Source organism: Micromonospora sp. NPDC005174 (assembly GCF_040608495.1).
In the GTDB taxonomy this organism is placed as follows: domain Bacteria; phylum Actinomycetota; class Actinomycetes; order Mycobacteriales; family Micromonosporaceae; genus Micromonospora.
Window position 1 is genome coordinate 8,841 of the sequence record NZ_JBEXIJ010000025.1, and the last position, 21,123, is coordinate 29,963.

23 protein-coding genes are annotated in these 21,123 nt (G+C 71.7%); 10 read left to right on the forward strand and 13 right to left on the reverse strand.

Annotated features, from left to right (window positions below):
* On the forward strand, positions 1–495 hold a 495-nt coding region (locus ABZU91_RS23780), incomplete at its 5' end, for a tetratricopeptide repeat-containing protein (RefSeq protein WP_355244354.1).
* A 768-nt stretch (positions 496–1,263) separates the two neighbouring features.
* On the opposite strand, the gene ABZU91_RS23785 is transcribed toward ABZU91_RS23780, so the two are convergent.
* From ABZU91_RS23785 to ABZU91_RS23800, 4 genes are all read right to left on the reverse strand, one after another.
* Positions 1,264–1,614: a DoxX family protein gene (locus ABZU91_RS23785; protein ID WP_355244357.1), complete on the reverse strand. Its 351-nt coding sequence runs from the start codon at positions 1,612–1,614 to the stop codon at positions 1,264–1,266.
* Between the two features lie 141 nt (positions 1,615–1,755).
* A complete protein-coding gene (locus ABZU91_RS23790) occupies positions 1,756–2,523 on the reverse strand; it encodes a hypothetical protein (RefSeq protein ID WP_355244360.1) in 768 nt (255 codons plus the stop codon).
* Positions 2,524–2,578: 55 nt separating this feature from the next.
* A complete protein-coding gene (locus tag ABZU91_RS23795; RefSeq protein WP_355244363.1) occupies positions 2,579–3,178 on the reverse strand; it encodes an ATP-dependent Clp protease proteolytic subunit in 600 nt (199 codons plus the stop codon).
* Positions 3,179–3,315: 137 nt separating this feature from the next.
* On the reverse strand, positions 3,316–3,924 hold the full coding sequence (locus ABZU91_RS23800) for a helix-turn-helix transcriptional regulator (protein ID WP_355244366.1): 609 nt from the start codon (positions 3,922–3,924) through the stop codon (positions 3,316–3,318).
* Between the two features lie 164 nt (positions 3,925–4,088).
* On the opposite strand from ABZU91_RS23800, the gene ABZU91_RS23805 reads away from it, so the two are divergent.
* Entirely contained in the window at positions 4,089–5,102 is a 1,014-nt protein-coding gene (locus ABZU91_RS23805; RefSeq protein ID WP_355244369.1) for a potassium channel family protein, read from the forward strand.
* 10 nt (positions 5,103–5,112) lie between these two features.
* Here ABZU91_RS23805 and ABZU91_RS23810 read toward each other — a convergent pair whose 3' ends face one another.
* Positions 5,113–5,595, reverse strand: coding sequence for a MarR family winged helix-turn-helix transcriptional regulator (locus tag ABZU91_RS23810; RefSeq protein WP_355244372.1), 483 nt, complete (start codon positions 5,593–5,595; stop codon positions 5,113–5,115).
* Positions 5,596–5,677: 82 nt separating this feature from the next.
* Between ABZU91_RS23810 and ABZU91_RS23815 the strand changes: the two genes are divergently transcribed.
* A complete protein-coding gene (locus ABZU91_RS23815; RefSeq protein ID WP_355244375.1) occupies positions 5,678–6,322 on the forward strand; it encodes an NAD(P)H-dependent oxidoreductase in 645 nt (214 codons plus the stop codon).
* A 66-nt stretch (positions 6,323–6,388) separates the two neighbouring features.
* Here ABZU91_RS23815 and ABZU91_RS23820 read toward each other — a convergent pair whose 3' ends face one another.
* From ABZU91_RS23820 to ABZU91_RS23830, 3 genes are all read right to left on the reverse strand, one after another.
* Complete coding sequence (locus ABZU91_RS23820) at positions 6,389–7,423, reverse strand: 2-oxoacid:ferredoxin oxidoreductase subunit beta (RefSeq protein ID WP_355244378.1); 1,035 nt, start codon at positions 7,421–7,423, stop codon at positions 6,389–6,391.
* Positions 7,416–9,263 carry a 2-oxoacid:acceptor oxidoreductase subunit alpha gene (locus tag ABZU91_RS23825; protein WP_355244380.1) on the reverse strand — a complete coding sequence of 616 codons (1,848 nt, stop codon included), beginning with the start codon at positions 9,261–9,263 and terminating at the stop codon, positions 7,416–7,418. The genes ABZU91_RS23820 and ABZU91_RS23825 overlap by 8 nt, the downstream gene beginning before the upstream one ends.
* A gap of 223 nt (positions 9,264–9,486) precedes the next feature.
* Positions 9,487–10,920: a hypothetical protein gene (locus ABZU91_RS23830; RefSeq protein ID WP_355244383.1), complete on the reverse strand. Its 1,434-nt coding sequence runs from the start codon at positions 10,918–10,920 to the stop codon at positions 9,487–9,489.
* 129 nt (positions 10,921–11,049) lie between these two features.
* On the opposite strand from ABZU91_RS23830, the gene ndhC reads away from it, so the two are divergent.
* Positions 11,050–11,427 (forward strand): NADH-quinone oxidoreductase subunit A, encoded by a 378-nt coding sequence (gene ndhC / locus ABZU91_RS23835; RefSeq protein ID WP_007455225.1) that lies wholly within the window; start codon positions 11,050–11,052, stop codon positions 11,425–11,427.
* Between the two features lie 26 nt (positions 11,428–11,453).
* On the opposite strand, the gene folP is transcribed toward ndhC, so the two are convergent.
* Positions 11,454–12,323: a dihydropteroate synthase gene (gene folP / locus ABZU91_RS23840; RefSeq protein WP_355244386.1), complete on the reverse strand. Its 870-nt coding sequence runs from the start codon at positions 12,321–12,323 to the stop codon at positions 11,454–11,456.
* 154 nt (positions 12,324–12,477) lie between these two features.
* Between folP and ABZU91_RS23845 the strand changes: the two genes are divergently transcribed.
* From ABZU91_RS23845 to ABZU91_RS23860, 4 genes are read left to right on the forward strand one after another with little or no spacing between them, the layout of a single operon-like run.
* The gene (locus ABZU91_RS23845) at positions 12,478–13,125 is read left to right on the forward strand and encodes a DivIVA domain-containing protein (RefSeq protein WP_355244389.1); all 648 of its coding nucleotides are present in this window, start codon (positions 12,478–12,480) and stop codon (positions 13,123–13,125) included.
* Positions 13,122–13,619 (forward strand): SRPBCC family protein, encoded by a 498-nt coding sequence (locus ABZU91_RS23850; RefSeq protein ID WP_355244392.1) that lies wholly within the window; start codon positions 13,122–13,124, stop codon positions 13,617–13,619. Before ABZU91_RS23845 ends, ABZU91_RS23850 begins: the two co-directional genes overlap by 4 nt.
* A gap of 53 nt (positions 13,620–13,672) precedes the next feature.
* Positions 13,673–14,242 carry a DNA-3-methyladenine glycosylase I gene (locus ABZU91_RS23855; RefSeq protein WP_355244395.1) on the forward strand — a complete coding sequence of 190 codons (570 nt, stop codon included), beginning with the start codon at positions 13,673–13,675 and terminating at the stop codon, positions 14,240–14,242.
* Positions 14,243–14,267: 25 nt separating this feature from the next.
* The gene (locus ABZU91_RS23860; RefSeq protein WP_355244398.1) at positions 14,268–14,891 is read left to right on the forward strand and encodes a hypothetical protein; all 624 of its coding nucleotides are present in this window, start codon (positions 14,268–14,270) and stop codon (positions 14,889–14,891) included.
* A 1-nt stretch (position 14,892) separates the two neighbouring features.
* On the opposite strand, the gene ABZU91_RS23865 is transcribed toward ABZU91_RS23860, so the two are convergent.
* Genes ABZU91_RS23865 through ABZU91_RS23880 form a run of 4 tightly spaced genes read right to left on the reverse strand, consistent with a single transcriptional unit; the run spans position 14,893 to position 19,124 of the window.
* On the reverse strand, positions 14,893–16,134 hold the full coding sequence (locus ABZU91_RS23865; RefSeq protein WP_355244401.1) for a DUF1501 domain-containing protein: 1,242 nt from the start codon (positions 16,132–16,134) through the stop codon (positions 14,893–14,895).
* A gap of 17 nt (positions 16,135–16,151) precedes the next feature.
* Positions 16,152–17,450 carry a DUF1800 domain-containing protein gene (locus tag ABZU91_RS23870; protein WP_355244404.1) on the reverse strand — a complete coding sequence of 433 codons (1,299 nt, stop codon included), beginning with the start codon at positions 17,448–17,450 and terminating at the stop codon, positions 16,152–16,154.
* Between the two features lie 59 nt (positions 17,451–17,509).
* The gene (locus tag ABZU91_RS23875) at positions 17,510–18,301 is read right to left on the reverse strand and encodes an enoyl-CoA hydratase-related protein (RefSeq protein WP_355244407.1); all 792 of its coding nucleotides are present in this window, start codon (positions 18,299–18,301) and stop codon (positions 17,510–17,512) included.
* A 4-nt stretch (positions 18,302–18,305) separates the two neighbouring features.
* Positions 18,306–19,124, reverse strand: a complete 819-nt coding sequence (locus ABZU91_RS23880) for a PaaX family transcriptional regulator C-terminal domain-containing protein (RefSeq protein ID WP_355244410.1) — start codon at positions 19,122–19,124, stop codon at positions 18,306–18,308.
* 190 nt (positions 19,125–19,314) lie between these two features.
* On the opposite strand from ABZU91_RS23880, the gene ABZU91_RS23885 reads away from it, so the two are divergent.
* Together ABZU91_RS23885 and ABZU91_RS23890 are read left to right on the forward strand one after the other, a co-directional pair.
* Positions 19,315–19,482 carry a DUF3117 domain-containing protein gene (locus tag ABZU91_RS23885; RefSeq protein WP_007455245.1) on the forward strand — a complete coding sequence of 56 codons (168 nt, stop codon included), beginning with the start codon at positions 19,315–19,317 and terminating at the stop codon, positions 19,480–19,482.
* 147 nt (positions 19,483–19,629) lie between these two features.
* Positions 19,630–21,105, forward strand: coding sequence for a leucyl aminopeptidase family protein (locus ABZU91_RS23890; RefSeq protein WP_355244413.1), 1,476 nt, complete (start codon positions 19,630–19,632; stop codon positions 21,103–21,105).
* The last annotated feature ends 18 nt before the right edge of the window (positions 21,106–21,123 follow it).

The window sequence follows — 21,123 nt, forward strand, 5'->3', positions numbered from 1 at the left end:
AACAGCCAGGGCCGTTACGACGAGGCCGAGACGGCGTACCGCGATGTGCTGGCCACCCGGACCCGGGTCCTCGGCACGGAGCACCCCGACACCCTGCATACCCGCCACAACCTCGCGCTCATTTTGAACAGCCAGGGCCGTTACGACGAGGCCGAGACGGCGTACCGCGATGTGCTGGCCACCCGGACCCGGGTCCTCGGCACGGAGCACCCCGACACCCTCAAAACCCGCCACGGACTCGCGGTCGTCTTGGACAACCAGGGCCGTTACAACGAGGCGGAGACCGCCTACCGCGATGTGCTGGCCACCCAAACCCGGGTCCTCGGCACGGAGCACCCCGACACCCTGAACACCCGCCACGGACTCGCGGCCGTCTTAGATAAACAGGGCCGTCACGACGAGTACCACAAAATGCTGCCCTCGGCCCGGGGCCGCTCGATGCGACCGACGACCGAGGGTGGCACCGGCCCTGAGCAGGCAGGCGCTCCGACCTAATGCCCACGACTGCTTCCACTGCAAGGGCAGCAAGGAGGCAGCGAACGGGTCGCCTGAGAGCGACAGATCCCGCCAGCGGGTGGCGCGGCGGCTGAGTCAAACGAAACGGGATGACCGCCGATGGCAACGGGCGTTGCGCCGCAACGGCGTTCGGGACGAAGAAGCCGTGCCTTGTGCGCCCATTCGTATCGGCAAGCCTGCCGACGGATCCAGCCCAAGGTCGACGGTAGGCGACAAGATGGAGCGGGCCGGCGGCAACCACCGACGCCGGCAGACACTGGTCATGATCTTTGCGATACAGGGTAGGCGCACTTGCGGATCGCCCTGCGGGCGGCCTCCGGCCGTCCTCGGGCGTCCGCAGCGCTTCGTGCAGAGTGCGTGCAATGATCTTGACGCGGAGGACCGGAAGGCATCCCAGGCGCGCAGGCGGCGGTCACAGTGGTGGGACTGCCGCTGTCGCCTTCCTAAACCGTGTGTCGCAGGTTCGAATCCTGCCGGGGGCACCAGGTCAGAGCCTTGATCACCGATCATTTCTCGTCTGTGCGTGGCTTCCGTGCCCGATCGTCCCCGTCCGACCTTGTCCAGGTGAGCGGCCAGCTCCGCATTGCGGGAATCGATCGCGCGGGCGTAATAGCGGGCAGTGACACCGGCCTACTGCAGCGCCCCCGGCACCGCCGCCTGAACGCTCCGTGAACGCTCACGCCGTCACCCTCGTCCTCGGCGACCTTGACGTGACGGAGGCGGAGGAGGGCGAGGGCGCCTCGACGATCACCAGTGGTAGGCCACGTTCACGATCAGCGCGGCCAGCACCGTGACGAAGAAGACCGTCCATCCGACGAGCTTGCGTGACCCCACGCGCAGGTGTGCGATCAGCGCCCCGACGAAGTACAACACCAGTCCCGCTGCCGCGAGTGTCCCCAGCAGCGGTACGGCGAATCCGGCCAGCAGTCCCACCGATCCGGCCGCCAGCAGCGTGCCCAGCACGGGCAGCCAGGAGTGTGGCACCCGCTTCATGTCGGCCTGGGCCTTCGGGTAGTCGTGGCCGATCAGGTAGATGACTGCGGCGATGGCGGTGAACACCGAGGCGATGATGGTGACTGTCACGTATGTGGCGAACATGGACCCTCCCTGTGGTTGTCACCTCAGGGACGGGGCAGCGCCGCGAAACGTTACGCGTGCGGAACACCCAGCCGAAGAGGCCAGCCGAGAAAAGGCGGTGCCCTCCGGGTCGTCCCGGAGGGCACCGCGCTGTAGCAGGGGTCAGAGGAACTTGTACATCTCGGCGGAGGCCGCCTCGGTGTCGGCGGCCGGCGGGGCGGTCACGGTGACCTTCTCGCCGAAGCCGCTCATCTTCATGTCGGTGACGAGGTCGCCGACGCTCTTCGTGGCAACCGTGTACGACAGCGCGATGAGCCGGCCGTCGGCGTCGACGGTCGCCTCGAAGGGGATCGTCTTCGGGTCCTTCGCCAGCTTGGCGGTGGACTCGAGGCCCTCGCGCATGCCGCCGTCGCTGCTGGCGGCCGAGGCGGCCTTGTTCAGGTCGGCGGTGCCGCTGTAGCGGCCGGGGCTCACCTCCTGGGCGGTCACGATGCCGCCGATGATGCCGGTCTGTGCCTTGAGGTCGAACGACTGGCGCAGCGAGCTGGCCGGACGGAGCTTGTTGAGGTCGATCTTCATCCAGGGCTTGTCGCCGTCGAGCTCGTCCGACTTGATGTAGGCGGCGTCGCCGATGAGGCGGGCCTCGATCGGCTCCGGGGCGGTGCCGGTGACGTGGATCGCCTTGGCGGCGGGGTCCACCTTGCCGGTCAGGGTGATCGACTGGGTGCCGGCCTTGACCGAGGCGTCCATGGTGACCGTGCCGGCCAGGCTGCGGTCCATGGCCTGCCGGACGGCGGCGACCGGTTCGAGTTTGGGCGTGGTGGGGGCGGCGGAGGGGCCGGACCCTCCGCTGTCGCCGGACGTGGTGCCGCAGCCGGCCACGAGGGCGGCGGCGAGGGCAATCGAAAGGGCAGGGATCAGTCGGCGCATAGACGCGACCCTAACCAACGAGATCCACTCTCGGGGGGACAGCCATCGCCGGGGGTCAGTCTGTCGGCAGTTGTTCGGCGCGGCTGAGCACCCGGTCGATGAGCCCGTACTCCCTGGCCTGTTCGGCGGTGAACCAGCGGTCCCGGTCCCAGTCGCGCTGGATCTCGTCGAGCGTTCGTCCACTGTGCTGGGCGATCAGCTCCTGCATGGTGCGCTTGACGTGCAGCATGTTCTCGGCCTGGATGGTGATGTCCGAGGCGGTGCCGCCCATTCCACCCGACGGCTGGTGCATCATGATCCGGGAGTGCGGCAGTGCGTACCGCTTGCCGGCAGCGCCGGCGCAGAGCAGGAACTGCCCCATCGACCCGGCGAACCCGAGCGCGAGCGTGGCCACGTCGTTGCGGACGTAGCGCATCGTGTCGTAGACCGCCATTCCGGCGCTCACCGAGCCGCCCGGCGAGTTGATGTAGAGGTAGATGTCCCGGTCGGCGTCCTCGGCCGCGAGCAGCAGGATCTGCGCGCAGATCTGGTTGGCCGACTCCTCGGTCACCTCGGTGCCGAGGAAGACGATCCGCTCGCGCAGCAACCGCTCGAACACCTGGTCACCGAAGGTCGGTTGCCCGCCGTCCAGCATCCGTACGCCGTACCCGATCATCTGTCGCCACCCTTCGCCGTGCCGGCGGGCGGCGAGACCGCCCGGTGGACCGGCACCTCCAAGGGTGCGCGCGGCGGCGGTCGCGGACCAGGGATTCTGCCGGCGGCAGATCCGCCCAGGGCAGAACCCCGGCCGACCTACACGAGGGTCAGCTGCCGCCGGCCCGCTCGGGCCCGGCGGCAGGCCAGCATCTTCACGGTACGCGGACCGGGGCGCCCGGCCGGCGCGGAGGCGATCAGCCGGACCCGCAGCCCCGCTCCTCCGACGGTCGACCCGACGGGCGAGGCTGGACCGACGAGGTGCAGGATCGGCCCGCCGAGGTGCAGGATCGGCCCGCCGAGGTGCAGCACCGGCCCGGCCGGCTGCCGAACGGGGGCCGGGGCGGCGGCCACGGGTGGTGTCGCCCCACCCGGCTGGAATCCGATCCGGAACGCCGCACCGGTCTCGTTGCGTGGCGAGGGCACCCGCTCCAGCCGGGCCAGAGCGGCCCGAGGTGCGGCGGGGATCCGACGCTCGACCCGGCGCAGGTCGTCGCGCGCCGCTTCGAGCAGATCGGAGAGTTGGATGCCGAGCGCCCGGCAGATTGCCGCCAGGATCTCCGACGAGGCTTCTTTGCGCCCGCGCTCGACCTCGGACAGGTAGGGCACGGAGACACCGGCCGCCTCGGCCACCTCGCGCAGCGTTCTGCCCTGGCTCTGGCGCAGCCGGCGCAGCACCCCGCCGATCACTCGTCGCAGCAACGACATGGGGGCCTCACTCTCGCGGTCGTCCCGGTGCAACACCCCCATCATGCCCTCTCTCACCCGTGCCGGTCGTCCCGTCCAGGCGCGCCGGCCACCCCGACGTGCGGTGTAGGACGTACCCGCTATGTTGTGGGCGTGCAGGCGACGGCGGCGGAGCAGGTTCGACGGTGATCCATTTTCCCGCGCAGCGCCGGGGCCCACTGAGCGCGCTGAGCCTCCGGCTCGCGGCCGCCCTGGGTCTGGTCTTCGCCGTGGTGGCGGCGGTCTACCTGGACCGGGACGGCTACCGCGACGTCAACGAGGACGGCCTCACCCTGCTCGACTGCTTCTACTACGCGGTCGTCTCGCTCTCCACCACCGGCTACGGGGACATCACCCCGGCCGCGCAGTCGGCCCGGCTGGTCAACGTCCTGTTCGTCACGCCGGCTCGGGTGCTCTTCCTGATCATCCTGGTCGGCACCACCCTGGAAGTTCTGACCGAGCAGTACCGGACCGGCCGTCGCCTGTCGCGGTGGAGGAGAGTCGTGAAGGACCACGTCATCATCTGCGGCTACGGCACCAAGGGTCGCAGCGCGGTCAACGCACTGTTGGAGAACGGTCTGGACCGGTCGCGGATCGTGGTGGTGGAGCGCAGCAGCGTCGCCCTGCGGCAGGCCACGTCGGCCGGGTTGGTGGCGATCGAGGGGTCGGCGACCAGGTCGTCGGTGCTCAACGAGGCGCACGTCAAGAACGCCAAGGCAGTGATCATCGCGACCGACAGCGACGACGCGTCGGTGCTGGTGGCGCTGACCGTCCGGCAGCTCACCGCCGGGCAGGTGCGGATCATCGCGGCGGCGCGGGAGGCGGAGAACGCCCCGCTGCTCAAGCAGAGCGGCGCGCACCACGTGATCGTCTCGTCGGCGACGGCCGGCCGTCTGCTCGGTCTCTCGACCTCGGCGCCGCCGCTGATCGACGTGGTGGAGGATCTGCTCACGCCGGGGCAGGGCATGGCGTTGGCGATGCGCTCGGCGGAGCGGGACGAGGTGGGTCGCTCACCGCGCGAGCTGGACTCACTGGTGATCGCCCTGGTGCGGCGCGGCAAGGTGGTCACCCTGGCCGACAAGGCCGGCGCGGTGATCGAGACCGGCGACATGCTGGTGCATGTCCGGGACGACCGTCCGCAGTCCACGGCCACGGTCTGACGTACGCGCGTCAGCAGGCGCCCGGATCAGGGGCGCTCAGTGCCTCGGTGCAGCTGATCGGTGTCGTGGTGGCGGCCCGCCGTAGCAACTCGTAGAGCGTCTCCCGCTCGGCCGGCTCCAACGCTCCCAACACCTCGTCCTCGGCACCCGCGAGAGCACATTCTGCCTCTTTGAGGCGTTTTGTGCCGCCTTCGGTCAGTTCGACGACGTGCCGTCGCCGGTCCTGGGGTGACCGCCTGCGCTCGACGAGGTCCTTCGCTTCGAGGTCGTTGAGCAGCCCGACGATGTTGGTGCTGTCCATTTCCAGGGTGCTCGCGAGGGCCTGCTGGCTGATGCCGCCGCCCGCCCGCAGCACCGTGAGCGCGACCAGGTGACGCGGTCGCAGCCCCAGTGGCGCCAGCACCGACTCGGCCCGTAGCCGCATCCGCCGCGCCAGGTGGTCCAGCAGGGCACCCGAGCGGTGCTCCGAGGGATCAAGCGGCAGGGCGGACATGTGACCCAGTCTACCGACGCGTCGGAACATCTGCCTGCTATAAATAGTTTGTGCAACACAGACGATCCTTGGAGGAGGAATCATGAACCTGCTGCATATCGATTCGAGTATTCGGGGCGACTGGTCGGTCAGCCGGCAGCTCACCGCCCGGGCCGCCGCCACCTGGCGTGCGGCGCACCCCGACGGCACGGTGACCTACCGCGACCTGGGCGCCGAGCCGCTGCCGCACCTGGACTCCGACGGCGGGCTGGCGCGAATGACGCCGCCGGACCAGCACACCCCTGCCCAGCGCGAGTCCTGGCAGCTCAGCGAGCGCCTGGTCGACGAGGTGAAGCGGGCCGACGTGATCCTGCTCGGGCTGCCGCTCTACAACTTCGGAGCCCCCAGCAGCGTCAAGTCCTGGGTCGACCACCTGATCGTCGCCGGCCTCAGCTACGACCCGACGACCCAGGAGGGCCTGCTCAGCGGTCGTGAGTTCGTGGTGGTGGCCACCCGGGGTGGCGGCTACGGCGAGGGCACCCCGCGGCACGGCTGGGACCACGCGGAGCAGTGGCTCCCGCACGGCCTCTCGATGACCGGCCTGCAGCCGCGCTTCATCAGCGCGGAGCTGACCCTGGCGCCCACGGTGCCGGCGATGGCCGAGCTGATCCCGCTGCACGAGGCCAGCCTGGCGGCCGCGCAGAAGGAGATCGACAACCTGTGGACGCCGGCCTCGGCCCAGCGCTGAGACGACGCCCGTACGACGGAAGCGGCCGCCCCGGTGGGACGGCCGCTTTCGTTCAGGTCGGACAGGTCAGACGATCGTCCAGGTGTCGCCGCTGCCCAGCAGGCCGGCGAGCTGCTGCTCCGGAGTCTCGGTGACCGTGGCCCTGGCCGTCGCCAACTGCTCCTGCACCACGCTGTCGTAGGACGGCCGGTCCACCGAACGGAACACCCCGATCGGGGTGTTGCGCAGGTCCAGGCCGGGCAGCCGGGACAGCGCGAACGCGTACGCCGGGTCGGCCACCGTCGCGTCGTGCACGACGATCTCCTCGGGGCGTACGGAGCTGGTCTCCCGGACCTCCAGGCCGAACGCGCCCGGCGGGTGCACCACGCAGAACCGCCCGTCCGCACCGAAGGTGATCGGCTGGCCGTGCTCCAGGCGAATCAGGTAGTCGTCCCGGGTCGACGGGTCCTTGAGCTGGTCGAACGCCCCGTCGTTGAAGATGTTGCAGTTCTGGTAGATCTCCACGAAGGCGGAGCCCTCGTGCTCGGCGGCGGCCCGCAGCACCGACTGGAGGTGCTTGCGGTCGGAGTCGATGGTCCGGCCGACGAAGCTGGCCTCCGCGCCGAGGGCGAGCGAGAGCGGGTTGAACGGCGCGTCCGCGGAACCGGCCGGCGTCGACTTGGTGACCTTGCCGACCTCGGACGTGGGCGAGTACTGCCCCTTCGTCAACCCGTAGATCCGGTTGTTGAACAGCAGGATCTTGAGGTTGACGTTGCGCCGCAGCGCGTGGATCAGGTGGTTGCCGCCGATGGAGAGCGCGTCGCCGTCGCCGGTGACCACCCAGACCGACAGGTCCGGCCGGGACACCGAGAGGCCGGTCGCGATCGCCGGGGCCCGACCGTGGATCGAGTGCATGCCGTACGTGTTCATGTAGTACGGGAACCGCGACGAGCAGCCGATCCCGGAGACGAACACGGTCCGCTCGCGGGGGATGTTCAGCTCCGGCATGAACTGCTGGATGGCCGCCAGGATGGCGTAGTCACCGCAGCCGGGGCACCAGCGCACCTCCTGGTCGGACTTGAAGTCCTTGGCGGTGAGCTTGAGGGCGACGGGCTCAGACATTCTTCAGGACCTCTTCCAGCGTCGTCTCCAGCTCGGCGGCCGTGAACGGCAGACCGCGGACCTGGTTGTAGCTGATCGCGTCGACCAGGTAGCGGGCCCGGATGACGTGGGCGAGCTGGCCCAGGTTCATCTCCGGGATGACCACCTTGTCGTAGGAGCGCAGCACCTCGCCGAGGTTCGCCGGCATCGGGGCCAGGTGCCGCAGGTGCGCCTGGGCGATGGACAGGCCGCGCTGGCGGACCCCGCGGCACGCCGCGCCGATCGGCCCGTACGTGGAGCCCCAGCCCAGCACCAGCACCCGGGCGTCGCCGTCCGGGTCCTCCACCTCGATGTCCGGAACGGGGATCGTCTCGATGCGGGCGGCCCGGGTGCGGACCATGAAGTCGTGGTTCGCCGGGTCGTACGAGATGTCGCCGGTCTTGTCGGCCTTCTCCAGGCCGCCGATCCGGTGCTCCAGCCCGGCGGTGCCGGGGATGGCCCACGGACGGGCCAGGGTCTCCGGATCACGCAGATAGGGCAGGAAGGTGGTGCCGTCGTCGCCGTTGGGCTCGGTGGCGAAGTCGACCCGCAGGTCGGGAAGCGACTCCACGTCGGGCAGCAGCCACGGCTCGGAACCGTTGGCGACGTAGTTGTCGGACAGCAGGATCACCGGCGTGCGGTAGGTAAGCGCGATCCGGGCCGCCTCGAGCGCCGCGAAGAAGCAGTCCGACGGTGACCGGGGCGCGATCACCGCGACGGGCGCCTCGCCGTGCCGGCCGTACAGCGCCATGTTCAGGTCGGCCTGCTCGGTCTTGGTCGGCATGCCGGTCGACGGGCCGGCCCGCTGCACGTCCACGATCACCAGGGGCAGCTCCAGCGCCACCGCGAGGGAGATCGTCTCGCTCTTGAGCGCCACACCCGGGCCGCTGGTGGTGGTCACGCCGAGCGACCCGCCGTAGGAGGCGCCCAGCGCCGCGCCCACCGCGGCGATCTCGTCCTCGGCCTGCATGGTCAGCACGCCGAACCGCTTGTGCTTGCTCAGCTCGTGCAGGATGTCCGAAGCCGGCGTGATCGGGTACGCGCCGAGGAAGACCGGCAGCCCGGAGCGGACCCCGGCGGCGACCAGCCCCAGCGACAGCGCCGCGTTGCCGGTGATGTTGCGGTAGGTGCCCGGCTGCATCTTGGCCGGCTTGACCTCGTAGCGGACCGAGAAGTCCTCGGTTGTCTCGCCGAAGTTCCAACCCGCCTTGAACGCGGCGACGTTTGCGGCGACCAGCTCCGGTCGCTTCGCGAACTTGCGCTCCAGGAAGCGCAGGGTCGACTCGTACGGCCGGGAGTACATCCACGAGAGCAGACCGAGGGCGAACATGTTCTTGGACCGCTCGGCGTCCTTCTTGGACACCTGGTGCTCGGCCAGCGCGCCGACCGTCATCGAGGTCAGCGCCACCGGGTGCACCACGTAGCCGGCCAGCGAGTCGTCGTCCAGCGGGCTGCTCTGGTAGCCGACCTTCGCCAGGTTGCGCTTGGTGAACTCGTCGGTGTTGACGATGATGTCCGCGCCGCGCGGCAGATCGGCCAGGTTGGCCTTGAGGGCCGCCGGGTTCATCGCCACGAGCACGTTGGGCGCGTCACCCGGGGTCAGGATGTCGTAGTCGGCGAAGTGCACCTGGAAGCTCGACACACCCGGCAGCGTCCCGGCGGGGGCCCGGATCTCGGCGGGGAAATTCGGCAGCGTGGAGATGTCGTTGCCGAGCTGCGCCGTCTCGGAGGTGAACCGGTCGCCGGTCAACTGCATGCCGTCGCCGGAGTCACCGGCGAACCGGATGACCACCCGGTCGAGTTGACGGATCTGCTTGGTCACTGTGCCACCTTCGTTCGCGACTGCGGGCTCGCAAGCGCTGTCGTTCCTCACCGAGAGCCTACGTCGAATGGACCCCCGACCCTCCCCGGAGGTCCGCCGACTGAGACCCGATCAACGCAAGAATTGCGGCGGTATGCGGCGCTTCGTCCCGGCCGCCGTAATCCAGATCACCGTAGGTGAGCCGGCGACGACCCGGCCGGCGGCGGTCAGGATCATCGATCGGTCAGTCGGTGGGCGGGGTCGTGGACCTGGCCGTCGGCCCGGCGAACCGGCGACGCAACGAGGTGGTCGCCAGCGTGAGGGCCAGCACCACCAGCAGCGCGGAGACCACGACCAGGATGACCGCGGTGCGCTGGACAGAGGTCATGCCGTCGTCGGTGGTGGCACCCGCCGGGAGTACGCCCTGGGAACCGGTCGGCGCGGGCGGCGAGACGACCGGCGTGGCCAGCGCCGCCGCCGCGGTGATGCGGAAACTCATCTGCATCCGCCGCGTCGCGCCGTTTCGTGGGTCGAGCTGACCGGCCACCGCCCCGGACAGGGGTGCCTCCCGCTGGGCCTGTGGTGTCGCCTCCACCGGCAGCCGCAGCTCCCGGGTCTCACCCGCCGACAGCAGACCCGCGTCGCACCGGGTGTGGGACGTGTCGAGGGCGACGCAACCCGGCGGAGGGGTCGCCATGCTCACTCCCGCCGGCAGGACCACCTCCACCAGGCCGGCGGCGTCCACCGTGCCGGTGTTGCCCAGCCGCACCGCGAGGGCGCTCTGCGCGCCACTGATGTCGAACGCGACCTCGTCGGCGGCCAGCGAGATGCCGGGCACCGGCGGGCCGGGCGGGAACAGCACCGCGAAGCCCTGGTCGTCGGCCACCTCGCCGGGCATCCCCGGCACGTCCGCGACGACCCGCACCGAGCCGCTGAGCGGCATCCGCTTCCAGGCGTCACCGGTGACGCGCAGCCGGATCAGGCTGCTGAACCGGGTGCCCGCCTCGGTCGTCCAGGCTCCGCAGCCGTACGCGCCGCCGCCCTCGGCGACGCAGCCGTTCGTGCCGGCGTCCATCAGCCCGGCCGGCAGGGTGTACGACAGCCGGACCCGCTGCGCCGAGGTGCCGGTGTTCGCCACGGTGACCCGCAGGGTGGTGGTCGTGCTGGACGCGTTCCAGTACGACCCCGGGAGGGTGACGTCCTCGGTGGTCACCTGCACGCCGAGCGGGCTCGGCGGTGGCGCCTGCGTGCCGCCCTGCGCGGGCGGGGGGATCGGCGGTGCCGGCGGCGCGAGCGTCGGGGGCCGGCTGGAATTGCCGGGGGCGGGGGCGGCGCTGGTGGCCGGTGGCGGCGGCACGGTCGTCGGCGGGGGTGCCGGCGGTGTCGTCTCCGGTGGTGGCGCGGTGGTCGGCGGGGCCGGGTCGGTGGGCGCCGGATCGCCCGGGTCGTCCACGGTCGGGGTGGGCTCCGGCGGCGCGGAGCTCTCCGGGTCCGGGTCGAGTTCGGGTGCCGACTCCGTCACGGCGGCGACCGGATCGGTGCGCGGCGCCGCGGCGCCGGCGAGCGCCGGTGCGACGGCGAGAGCCGTGAGCAAACCGAGCACGAGCGACGTCGCCAGCAGGTGCGTGGAACGCCGCCCCGTGGCCCAGCGATCGGGCGAAACCTTCACGCGGGCCATCTGTCCTCCGGTGACATGGGTAGGTGTCCAATTTTGTTAATAGTTGCCCCAGGCGCACTAGTCCCACCCGGAAACAAATTTGTAACGTGTTGGGGACGGTCCCTGTGGGGCTGGCGGTAGGCTGCGGACGTGACCGGTTACCTGGGCTCGTACGCGACGCTCGGGCTCTTGCTGCTCGTCAGTGTCCTGTTCTTTGTGACGGCGTTCTCGGCCAACCGGGTGTTACGTCCGGCCCGTCCGGCCGACCCGTTCGGCAAGCGGACCAGCTACGAGTGCGGGCTCGATCCGGTCGGCGCGGACTGGGCGCAGATGCAGATCCGCTACTACGTCTACGCCTACCTGTACGTGCTGTTCGCGGTCGAGGCGGTGTTCCTCTTCCCCTGGGCGGTGGTCTTCGACCGGCCGGGCTTCGGCCTGGTCACGGTGGTGGAGATGGCGGTGTTCGTCGCGGTGCTCGCCCTCGGCATCCTCTACGCCTGGCGCAGGAACATCCTCCGCTGGACCTGACCTCCCACCCATTTCCCCGGGTGGGGTCAGGCCAAGCCTCGTCTGGTGGCCACGGGTGGGCGGTCGCCGCGGATCGAGGCGACCATGTCCAGCACCCGACGGGTCGGCCCGACCTGATGGGCCCGGAACACCCGGGCGCCCAGCCAGGCGGAGACCGCCGTGGCGGCGAGCGTGCCCTCCAGCCGTTCGGCCACCGGCAGGTCGAGCGTCTCGCCGATGAAGTCCTTGTTGGAGAGCGCCACCAGCACCGGCCACCCGGTCGCGGTCAGCTCGTCCAGCCGGCGGGTGATCTCCAACGAGTGCCGGGTGTTCTTGCCGAAGTCGTGCGCCGGGTCGATGAGGATTCCGTCGGGGCGTACCCCCGCCGCCACCGCGCGCTCGGCGAGCCCGGTCACCGTCGTGACCACGTCGGCGACCACGTCGTCGAACGCGGCGCGGTGCGGACGGGTCCGGGGGACGAGCCCGCCGGCGTGTGAGCAGACCAGCCCGGCGCCCGTGCTCGCCGCGACCTGGGCGAGCGTCGGGTCGGCGCCCGACCAGGTGTCGTTGAGCAGGTCCGCGCCGGCCGCCACGGCCTCCGTCGCCACCTCGGCGCGCCAGGTGTCGATCGAGATCACGACCTGCGGGAAGGCTGCCCGTACGGCGGCGATGGTATCCACCGTGCGGCGGATCTCCTCGGCCACGTCCACCTCGGTGCCCGGCCCGGCCTTGACCCCACCGATGTCGATGATCTCGGCGCCCGCGGCGACCGCCCGCTCGACGGCCCGCAGCGCGCTGTCCGCGGCGAAGGTGGCGCCCCGGTCGAAGAACGAGTCCGGTGTGCGGTTGACGATGGCCATCACCGCCAGCTCACCCGGCGCGAACGTCCGCGAACCAAGCCGAAGTGCCCCGGCCATGACGCCTCCCGCCTCTTGCGCGCCGTTGCCGCTGCTCCGGCCGCCACCGACGCTAGCCGGTCCGTCCCGGGCGCGCGCGGGGCGGGCGTGGGCGTCGATGGGTGATCGGGGTGGTGGGGTCGCTACCGGCCGGCTGTCGTGCCACGATCAGTGCATGGGTCAGCTTCTGCTCCTCCTGGTCGTGGCGTTGACCGTCGCGGCGGTCGTCTTCGGTGTGACGGTGCTGGTCGGTGGCCGCGATCCCGGCCTCGCTCCGACGGAACCGGATTCGCAGGCAGTCCCGCTGCCGGGCACCCGGCCGCTGCGCGAATCCGACGTGGGCGCGGTCCGGTTCGACACCGGGTTGCGCGGCTACCGGATGTCCCAGGTCGACCAGGCGATGCGCCGTGCCGCCTACGACATCGGCTACAAGTCCGAACTGATCGGCGTGTTGGAGGCCGAGGTCATCGCGCTGCGCGAGGGCCGGACCGACGACGCGGAGGTGCTGCGCCGGGCGCGCGAGCAGGCCGCCGTCGCGACGCCGGACGCCGCCGCCACCGAGCCGGACGCGGACGCGTCACTCGCCGACGACGAGGCGACGCCGGTCGGCTTGGGCGGCTCTCCGTCAGCCACCTCCTCGGCGGCGGACGCCGACGGTGTGGCGCCGGCCGCCGACGACGCGGGTGTGCGCACCTCCGGCGACGACGAGGCGGGCGTGCGCACCTCCGGCGACGACGAGTCGACCGATGCCGCCGAGGCCGAGATCGAGCCGGCCGGGGGTGTCGGACCGCACGGCGCGGTGGTCCGGTCGGAGTCGGCGTGACCGGCCCGGAGGGCGTTGATGATCTTCAGGAGGCGGCCCAACCCGGCGCCGGTGAGGTGACCGCCACGGTCATCGTGAACGCCCCGGCGCCCCGCGTCTTCGCCGCGCTGCTCGCCTGGGAACGGCAGTCGGACTGGATTCCGTTCACCCGGGTCCGGGTCGTCGAGGGCGACGGGCGCGAGGGCAGCCGGATCGAGGCGGTGACCGCGCTCGGCCGGGCGACGCTCCGCGACGAGATGCGGGTGGTCCGGGTGGACGAGCCGTACGAGATCGGCGTGGTGCACCACGGCCAGGTACTGCGCGGCCCCGGCGTCCTGCGCTGCACCGAGCTCGGCCAGGCCCGCACCCAGGTCGTCTGGCACGAGTGGTTCCACCTGCCGGGCGGTCGGGCCGGTCGACTGGCGTGGCCGGTGCTCTGGCCCGGCTCCAAGTTCGGCCTCACCCAGGCGCTGAAGAGGTTCGCGCGGCTGGTCGAGCAGGGCCGCCTGCCCTGACCACGTGCCGCCGGTGAGTCCGGCTGTCGGTCCGATGGCCTAGCGTGTGCGACGTGAGTGACCTGGTGATCGGCGCCGACGGGCTGGCCCGCTGCGCCTGGGGGGCGAGCACCCCGGACTACGCCGTCTACCACGACACGGAGTGGGGGCGGCCGCTGCACGGCGACGACGCGCTCTACGAGCGGATGACCCTGGAGGCGTTCCAGTCCGGGCTGTCGTGGCTGACCATCCTGCGCAAGCGACCGGCGTTCCGGCTGGCCTTCGACGAGTTCCACATCCCCACCGTGGCCGGTTACGACGACACCGACGTGGTCCGGCTGCTCGCCGACGCCGGCATCGTCCGCAACCGGGCCAAGATCGAGGCGGCGATCGCCAACGCCCGCGCCGCCCTGGACCTGCCCGACGGACTGTCCGCGCTGCTCTGGTCGTACGCGCCGGAGCGGCGGCCGGCCCGTCCCGCCTCGTTCGCCGAGCTGGCGCCGATCACCGCCGAGTCGACGGCGATGGCCAAGGCGCTCAAGAAGCGCGGCTTCCGCTTCGTCGGCCCCACCACGGCGTACGCCCTCATGCAGGCCACCGGGATGGTCGACGATCACATCGTCGGCTGTCACGTCACCCGCTGACGGACGGCGTGATGGGATGGCAGGCATGACGACCGAGACCGCGTACCGGGCCGACGGGTCCGGCCACGCAGACGGGCCGGGCACCTGGGCGGTGCTGCTGCCCGCCGAGCGTTACGAGGCCGAGCGGCTCGTGCACCACGACTCGCTGAGGTTGACCGGCCTGAGCGAGACCGGGCGGCCGGGACCCGGTGACCGGGTGGCCGTGCTGGCCGACGCGCCGCCGCGCCTGGTGGCCCTCGGCCGGGTCAGCGCGCCGACCCGGCGTCACCGCGAGGACCCGGACGATCCGCAGTCGCCGGTCGAGCCGGAGACGCTCGTCGTGACGTACACCCGGCGGGCCTTCGACGAGCCGGTGCCGGCCGACCTGCTGACCCTCGACGGGCCGGTCACCGCCCTGGACCCGGCCGCCTTCCGGGCGCTGGCCGACCAGCTCGGCCCGCCCCCGGCCCGGCGTACCTGGCTGGTCAGCCTGGACCTGCCGATCGAGGCCGGCACGCCGGCCGAGGCGGTACGCCTGTTCTGGTCGTACGTGCAGGAGCTGGGGCCGCGGGAGCTGCCCGCCTTCGTCGCACCGTCCGGCGACGAGCTGGCCATGCAGGCGTTCGTGCTCGGCGCGGAGGCCAACCAGGACCCGGAAGAGGACGACTAAGCTAGAACAGCTTGTCGAGGCGTCCCCGCCAGTCGGCGAGCACCGGGCCCGGGTCGCTGCCCAGCACACGTTCCAGCAGCGTGGCGTAGACGTCCCGGAAGTCGGTCGTGAATTTCAGGTCCCCGTCGTCGAGGTCGGTGAGGCTGGGCGCGTCCCCGTGCCAGCCGCCGCGCACTCCTGCGCCGAGCAGCAGCATGTCCGAGGCGGTGCCGTGGTCGGTGCCGTCGGAGGCGTTGGCCCGGACCCGCCGGCCGAACTCGGAGTAGACGGCCACCACCACCTTGCGGCCCGCCTCGGTGCGGCTCATCCGGTCGGCGAACCCGGTCAACGCCCGGTCGAGCTGGCCCAGCAGCACGGCCTGCAACTGCTTCTCGTCGGCGTGGGTGTCGAAGCCGCCCAGGGACACGGAGAAGACCCGGGTCGACACCCCGGCCTCCACGCACTGTGCGACCAGGTCGAGTTGCGCGTCGAGAGGCGTACGCGCCCCGCCCGTGGCGGTGGCCGGGGCCTGCTCGCCGTCCGGGTCCGCCGTGTCCGGGTCGCCGGAGTCGCGGACCTCGCGGATCATCTCGTCCACCGAGCGCATGTCGGCGAAGCAGGCGGCGGCACGGGCGCGGGCCGACGACTCGCCAGCCTCGGCGGCGGAGAACGCCTTCAACGTCTCCACCGACAGCCCCTTGGCGGCCTTGCGGTCGGTGACCGGCACGGCCGCGCCCGCGCTGCGCTCACCGGCCAGCAGCGGCGGCAGCGCCGGCTCGAACGAGACCGCGAGCCGAGGGTCCCCGCCCGCCCGGTCCAGCCAGCGACCGAGCCAACCCGTGGTGCCCGGCCGGTCCGGTTGCGCCGTGTGCCAGATGTCCATCGACCGGAAGTGGCTGCGGTCCGGCTTCGGGTAGCCGATCCCGCGCACGATCGCCAGTCCGCCGTTGGACCACCGCTTGTGCAGGCCCTCCATCGCCGGGTTGAGGCCGAAGTCGTCGTCGAGGCGGCGCACCTCGCCGTCGGGGTAGGCCAGTTCGGGGCGGGCCGCCCGGTAGGCCGGGTCGCCGTACGGGATGACGGTGTTCAGGCCGTCGTTTCCGCCGTAGAGCGTGACCAGGACCAGCGTCTGCGACTGCGGATCGCGGTCACCGGCGGTGTCCAGCAGGTCCCGCAGGCTGTACGCGCCAGCGCCGGCGGCCAGCGCGCCGGCGCCGACCACCCCGCTGGTGAGCAGGAACTTACGTCGGGTCAGGGCGTCCATCTTCGCGACTCCTCCGCTCAGCTGACGGTGTACTCGGGGCTGACCAGGCCGGCGGCCAGCAGCTTGCGGGGTTCGCCGGCCAGTGGGGTGAGGGCGGCCCGGGTGCGGGCGCCCCAACCGTCGACGACCAGCAGCCGGGCGAGGGCGTCCGCCCGGCCGGCGGCGGGCGCGGCGGTCAGCCGGCCCAGCACCGCCGGGGCGGCTGCGGCGGCGAGCATCCCGGCCAGCCGCAGTCGACCCTGCAACGACGAGGTGGTCAGCCAGGCCGCGCCGGCCGGCCAGCCGCCGACGCTCGGCGGTCGCAGCGGCACCTGGTCCAGCGCGTTCAGGCCGCTCAGCAGTTGCTTGCGCTGCTGCTCGGGCAACTCCTTGGGGCGGATGCCGAGCTGCCGCAGCGCGCCGATCATCCACTCCACGGGCTGTTTGACCAGGGTGCCGCGGGTCTGGGCGAAGGCCGGCGACGAGAACACCGCGCGCAGCGTGGCGACGGTGTCCGCGCCGGCCAGGCCGTCCGGCGTCGGGACGTCGGTGCCGGCGTACCGGAACCAGAGCCGTCGGGCCACGAACGTCGCCGCCGCCGGCTGGGCGGTCAGCAGTTTGGCGTACGCCTCGGCGTCGAAGCGGCCGGACTGTCCGAGGATCGTCTTCTCCCCGGGGTCGTGTCGTTTGGCCTCGAAGCTGGCGGCTCCGGTACGGCGGTCGACCGTCCAGCCGGTCAGCGCCCGCGCGCCGGCCTTCACGTCGGCCTCGGTGTAACCGCCGATGCCGAGGGTGAACAGCTCCATCAGTTCGCGCGCCAGGTTCTCGTTCGGCGCCTTACGGGTGTTCTTCTGCCCGTCCAGCCAGATGATCAGTGCCGGGTCGCGCACCATCGCGGCGACCAGGGGGGCCAACGGCCCGCGTCCGTGCCGGCGCAGCGTCTCCAACTGGCCCAGCATCATCCGCGCCGACTTGACCTTCTGGGCGCTCGTCGCCCAGTGCCCGTGCCAGAAGAAGAGCAACTTCTCGGTGAGCCCGTCCTCGGCGGCGACCATCCGGTCAAGCCACCACAGGGTCACCTGCTGAAGCTGCTCCTTGCGCTGGGCGTTGGCCTTCTGCCGCTGCTCGCGGGTGGACTCCTTGGTCAGCGCGGCGTACGGGTCGGCGGGCAGGGCCGGCGGTGGCGTGGCCGCCGCGCCCCGGTCGGCTCGCCCGGGGGCGAGCAGGGTGTCCAGGGTCGCCGCCGCACCGGCCCGCTCGGCCGCGTCCACCTCGTCGGCGGTCGGCCCGAAGGTGGCCCGACGCAGCAGGTGCGCCACCGCTTCACGATCGCTCATGGACGTCGACGCTAGGCGGCCCGCGTACGAGGACGGTAAGGACGGGGTGCGAATCGCGTTCAGTGTCCCTCGAAGACCGGTTTCTGCTTGGCGACGAACGCGAGGGTGGCCGCCTTGTGGTCGGCGGTGGCGCCGCAGATGGCCTGGGCCTGGGCCTCGGCCGAGAGCGCGTCGGCGAGCGTACCGGCGTCGGCGATCGAGAGCTGCCGCTTGATCGCCCCGTACGCGATGGTGGGGCCGGCGGCGAGCCGAGCAGCCAGTTCCTGTGCGGCCGGCAGCACCTGCTCGTCGTCGTCCTTCAGTCGGGTGAGCAGCCCCAGCCGGCAGGCCTCCTCGGCGCGGACCGGTTCGGCCAGCATCAGCAGCTCTACCGCCTTGGCGTGGCCGACCAGCCGGGGCAGGGTCCAGGAGGCGCCGGTGTCGGCGGCCAAGCCGACCTTGGCGAAGGCCATCAGGAAGCTGGTGCTCGGCCCGCCGATGCGGATGTCGGCCAGGAAGGCCAGCGACGCGCCCGCCCCGGCGGCCATGCCGCGTACCGCGGCCACGACCGGCTTGGGCAGGTTGGCCAGCCGGGCGGCGATCGGGTTGTAGTGCACCCGGACGGTGCCCAGCGGGTCGTTCGAGCCGTTCTCGAGCGTCGAGACGTGCTCGCGCAGGTCCTGGCCGGCGCTGAACGACCCGCCCGCCCCGGCCAGCACGACCGCTCGGCACGACCGGTCCGTCTCCAGCTCCGCCAGGGTGTCCCGCAGCGCCTCCTTCAACGCGACGTCGAGCGCGTTCATCGCCTGCGGCCGGTTCAGCGTGAGGGTGACGACGGCGTCGGTCCGGTCGACGAGCAACGGCTCGGTCACGTGTCTAACGACCCTTCTGTCGAACGATGCGGTTGCCGGCGTCGAGGCACTGCTCGACGTACCGGTCGGCGGCCGGACGCAGGCGGGCCGCGTGCCGGTCGAAGAAGCTGGCCGCGGCGGTGCCGGGCCAGCGCTCGGGCAGCAGCGCCGGGGGGAGCTGCGGGTCCCGGAACAGGAAGGTACGCCACGCGTGCACGAGCCGGAACCGGACCGCGTACGCCTCCTCGTCGCTGCTGCGCACGGTGACCGCGCTCAGGAGCGGGCGCTGGTCGGCGACGAACCGCTCGTACGCCCGGCCGATCTCGGCCAGGTCCCACGCGCGGCGGACAACGCCCATCGCGCCGGGGGTGCCGGAGAAGTGTGCGGCGGTGAACCGCTCGAACCGGATGCCGGCCTCGGCCAGCAGCAGGTCGACGTCCTCGCCGGGCCGGGTCGCCACCCACGTCTGTTCGTCGAGGGTGCCGTACCCGAGGAAGCTGAGGGTGGCGGCGAGTCGCTGCCGGTCCCGCCGGGAGCCCGGCGCGTCGAGTACGAGCAGATCGAACCGGCCGTCCCAGGTGACCCGGCCGGTTCGGTAGATCCGGGCCGCCGCCTCGTCGAGTCGTCGAGCGGCTTTTGGTGTGATCGAATATCCCGGTCCGGAGGCCAGCCGGAGCGGGTCGAGCCAGCCTTGACGCACCATCCGGGACACGGCGGTGCGAACGGCGGGCGGCGCGATTCCCAACGGCGCCAGTAGCTTGACCAGGGCGGCGACCGGTGCGCGGCCACCCCTCGGCCGGAGGTGGTCGCCGTACAGGTCGAAGAGTGCCGACCGTGCCTGCATGACCGCACATTGTGACAGGCCTTCTCAAGATAAGCTAGATGCTGTTACATCAATGCTGCTCCGGTTTGGGTCCGGCGGTGTTCATCAGGGAAAATCGTCTGTCGACACCCCCGCGAGCGTTGCGGGTGGTCGTGACGAAGTGGCTGTGGGGCAACCCACCGACCCTGGTGTAGGTCTGAGGGGAGACAACATGGCGGCGATGAAGCCGCGGACGGGCGACGGTCCGCTGGAAGTCACCAAGGAGGGTCGGGGCATCGTCATGCGGGTCCCGCTGGAGGGCGGTGGCCGGCTCGTCGTCGAGATGACTCCCGACGAGGCCAACGCGCTCGGTGACGCGTTGAAGGCAGCCGCCGGCTGAGTGAGGGACGACCCGGACGGCGTACGCCGGTCGGAGCGTTTCTTGGACCCTGAGCCACCGGGATCGCCGGTGGCTCAGGGTCTTCATATCTGTGCACGGGCAGTGGCCCGATCCACTCTGTGAAATCTCCTGGAGGTGCGGTTCCGCGTGCTCGCCATCCGTCCGCTCGCCGAGCCCGAACGGCTCGACGTCCTCGTCCTGCCCGTGCGTCCCATCGACCCGGCGGCGGGAGGTGACGCTTCGGCGGAGCTGGTGCCCGCTGCCGTGACGCCGCCGGACGGCACCACCGAGGAGGCGGCCGCGCTGGTGCCGGCCGCACGACTGAGCGGACGGGCCGGCGAGATCAGCACCCAGCTGCGTCCCGGCCTCAGCCCTGGTCGGCTGGTGCTGCTCGGTATCGGCGACGGCGGAGAATCCTCCTGGCGGGCCGCTGGCGCGGCTCTGGCCCGCTCTGCGGCAGATGAGACGCACATCACTATCGCGCTGCCGGCCGAGGTGCCCCCGGCCGCGATTCGCGGGCTGACCGAGGGGTTGCTGCTCGCCTCGTACCGGTTCCGGCTGACCGACGCCGGCGGGCCGCCCGCGCTCGGTAGCGTCGATCTGCTGGTCGCCGACCCCGCGGCCCACGAGGACACCATCGCCACCGCGCGGACCACCGCGGCGATGACCCGCCTCGCGCGCGACCTGACCAACACCCCCTCCTCGGTGAAGACCCCACAGTGGTTCGCCGACCAGGTGACCACTGTCGCCGCCGACCTGCCGGGCCTGCGCCTGACGGTCCGTGGCCCGGCCGAGCTGGCCGCCGAGGGCTTCGGCGGGATCCTCGCCGTGGGCGGTGGCTCGGCCAGCGGTCCACGTCTGCTGGAGATGGAGTGGCATCCCGCGGACGCGCGTACCCACGTGGTGCTGATCGGCAAGGGCATCACCTTCGACACCGGCGGCATCTCGATCAAGCCGGTGCCCGCGATGAAGCTGATGCGCAAGGACATGGCCGGTGCCGCGGCGGTCGTCGCCGCAACCCTCGGCGCGGCGGCGCTGCGCCTGCCGGTGCGCGTCACCACCCTGACCCCGCTCGCCGAGAACATGGTCAGCGGCTCGGCGTTCCGTCCGGGCGACGTCATCCGGCACTACGGCGGTACGACCAGCGAGACGACCAACTCCGACGCCGAGGGTCGCCTCGTCCTCGCCGACGCGCTGGCCTACGCGGTACGGCAGCTCAAGCCCGACCTGATCGTCGACCTCGCCACCCTCACCGGCGCCAACGCCGTTGCGCTGGGCAAGCGGACCGCCGCCCTCTACAGCGAGAACGACGACCTCGCGGCCGACGTGCTGGCGGCGGTCGAGGCGGCCGGCGAGGCGGCCTGGCGGATGCCGTTGCACAGCGACTACGTCGAGTACCTGGGCAGCGAGATCGCCGACCTCTACAGCGCGCCGACCCAGGGTGCCGGCTCGGTGACGGCCGCGCTCTACCTGCGGGAGTTCACCGGCGACCTCCGGGACCGCTGGCTGCACCTGGACATGTCCGCCCCGTCCTGGGCGGACGGCGACCAGGCGGAGTTGAGCCGCGGCGCGACGGGCTGGGGCGTCCGCTCGCTGCTGCGCTGGCTGGCAGCCGTCGACTGACCGTCAGCGACGTACGGC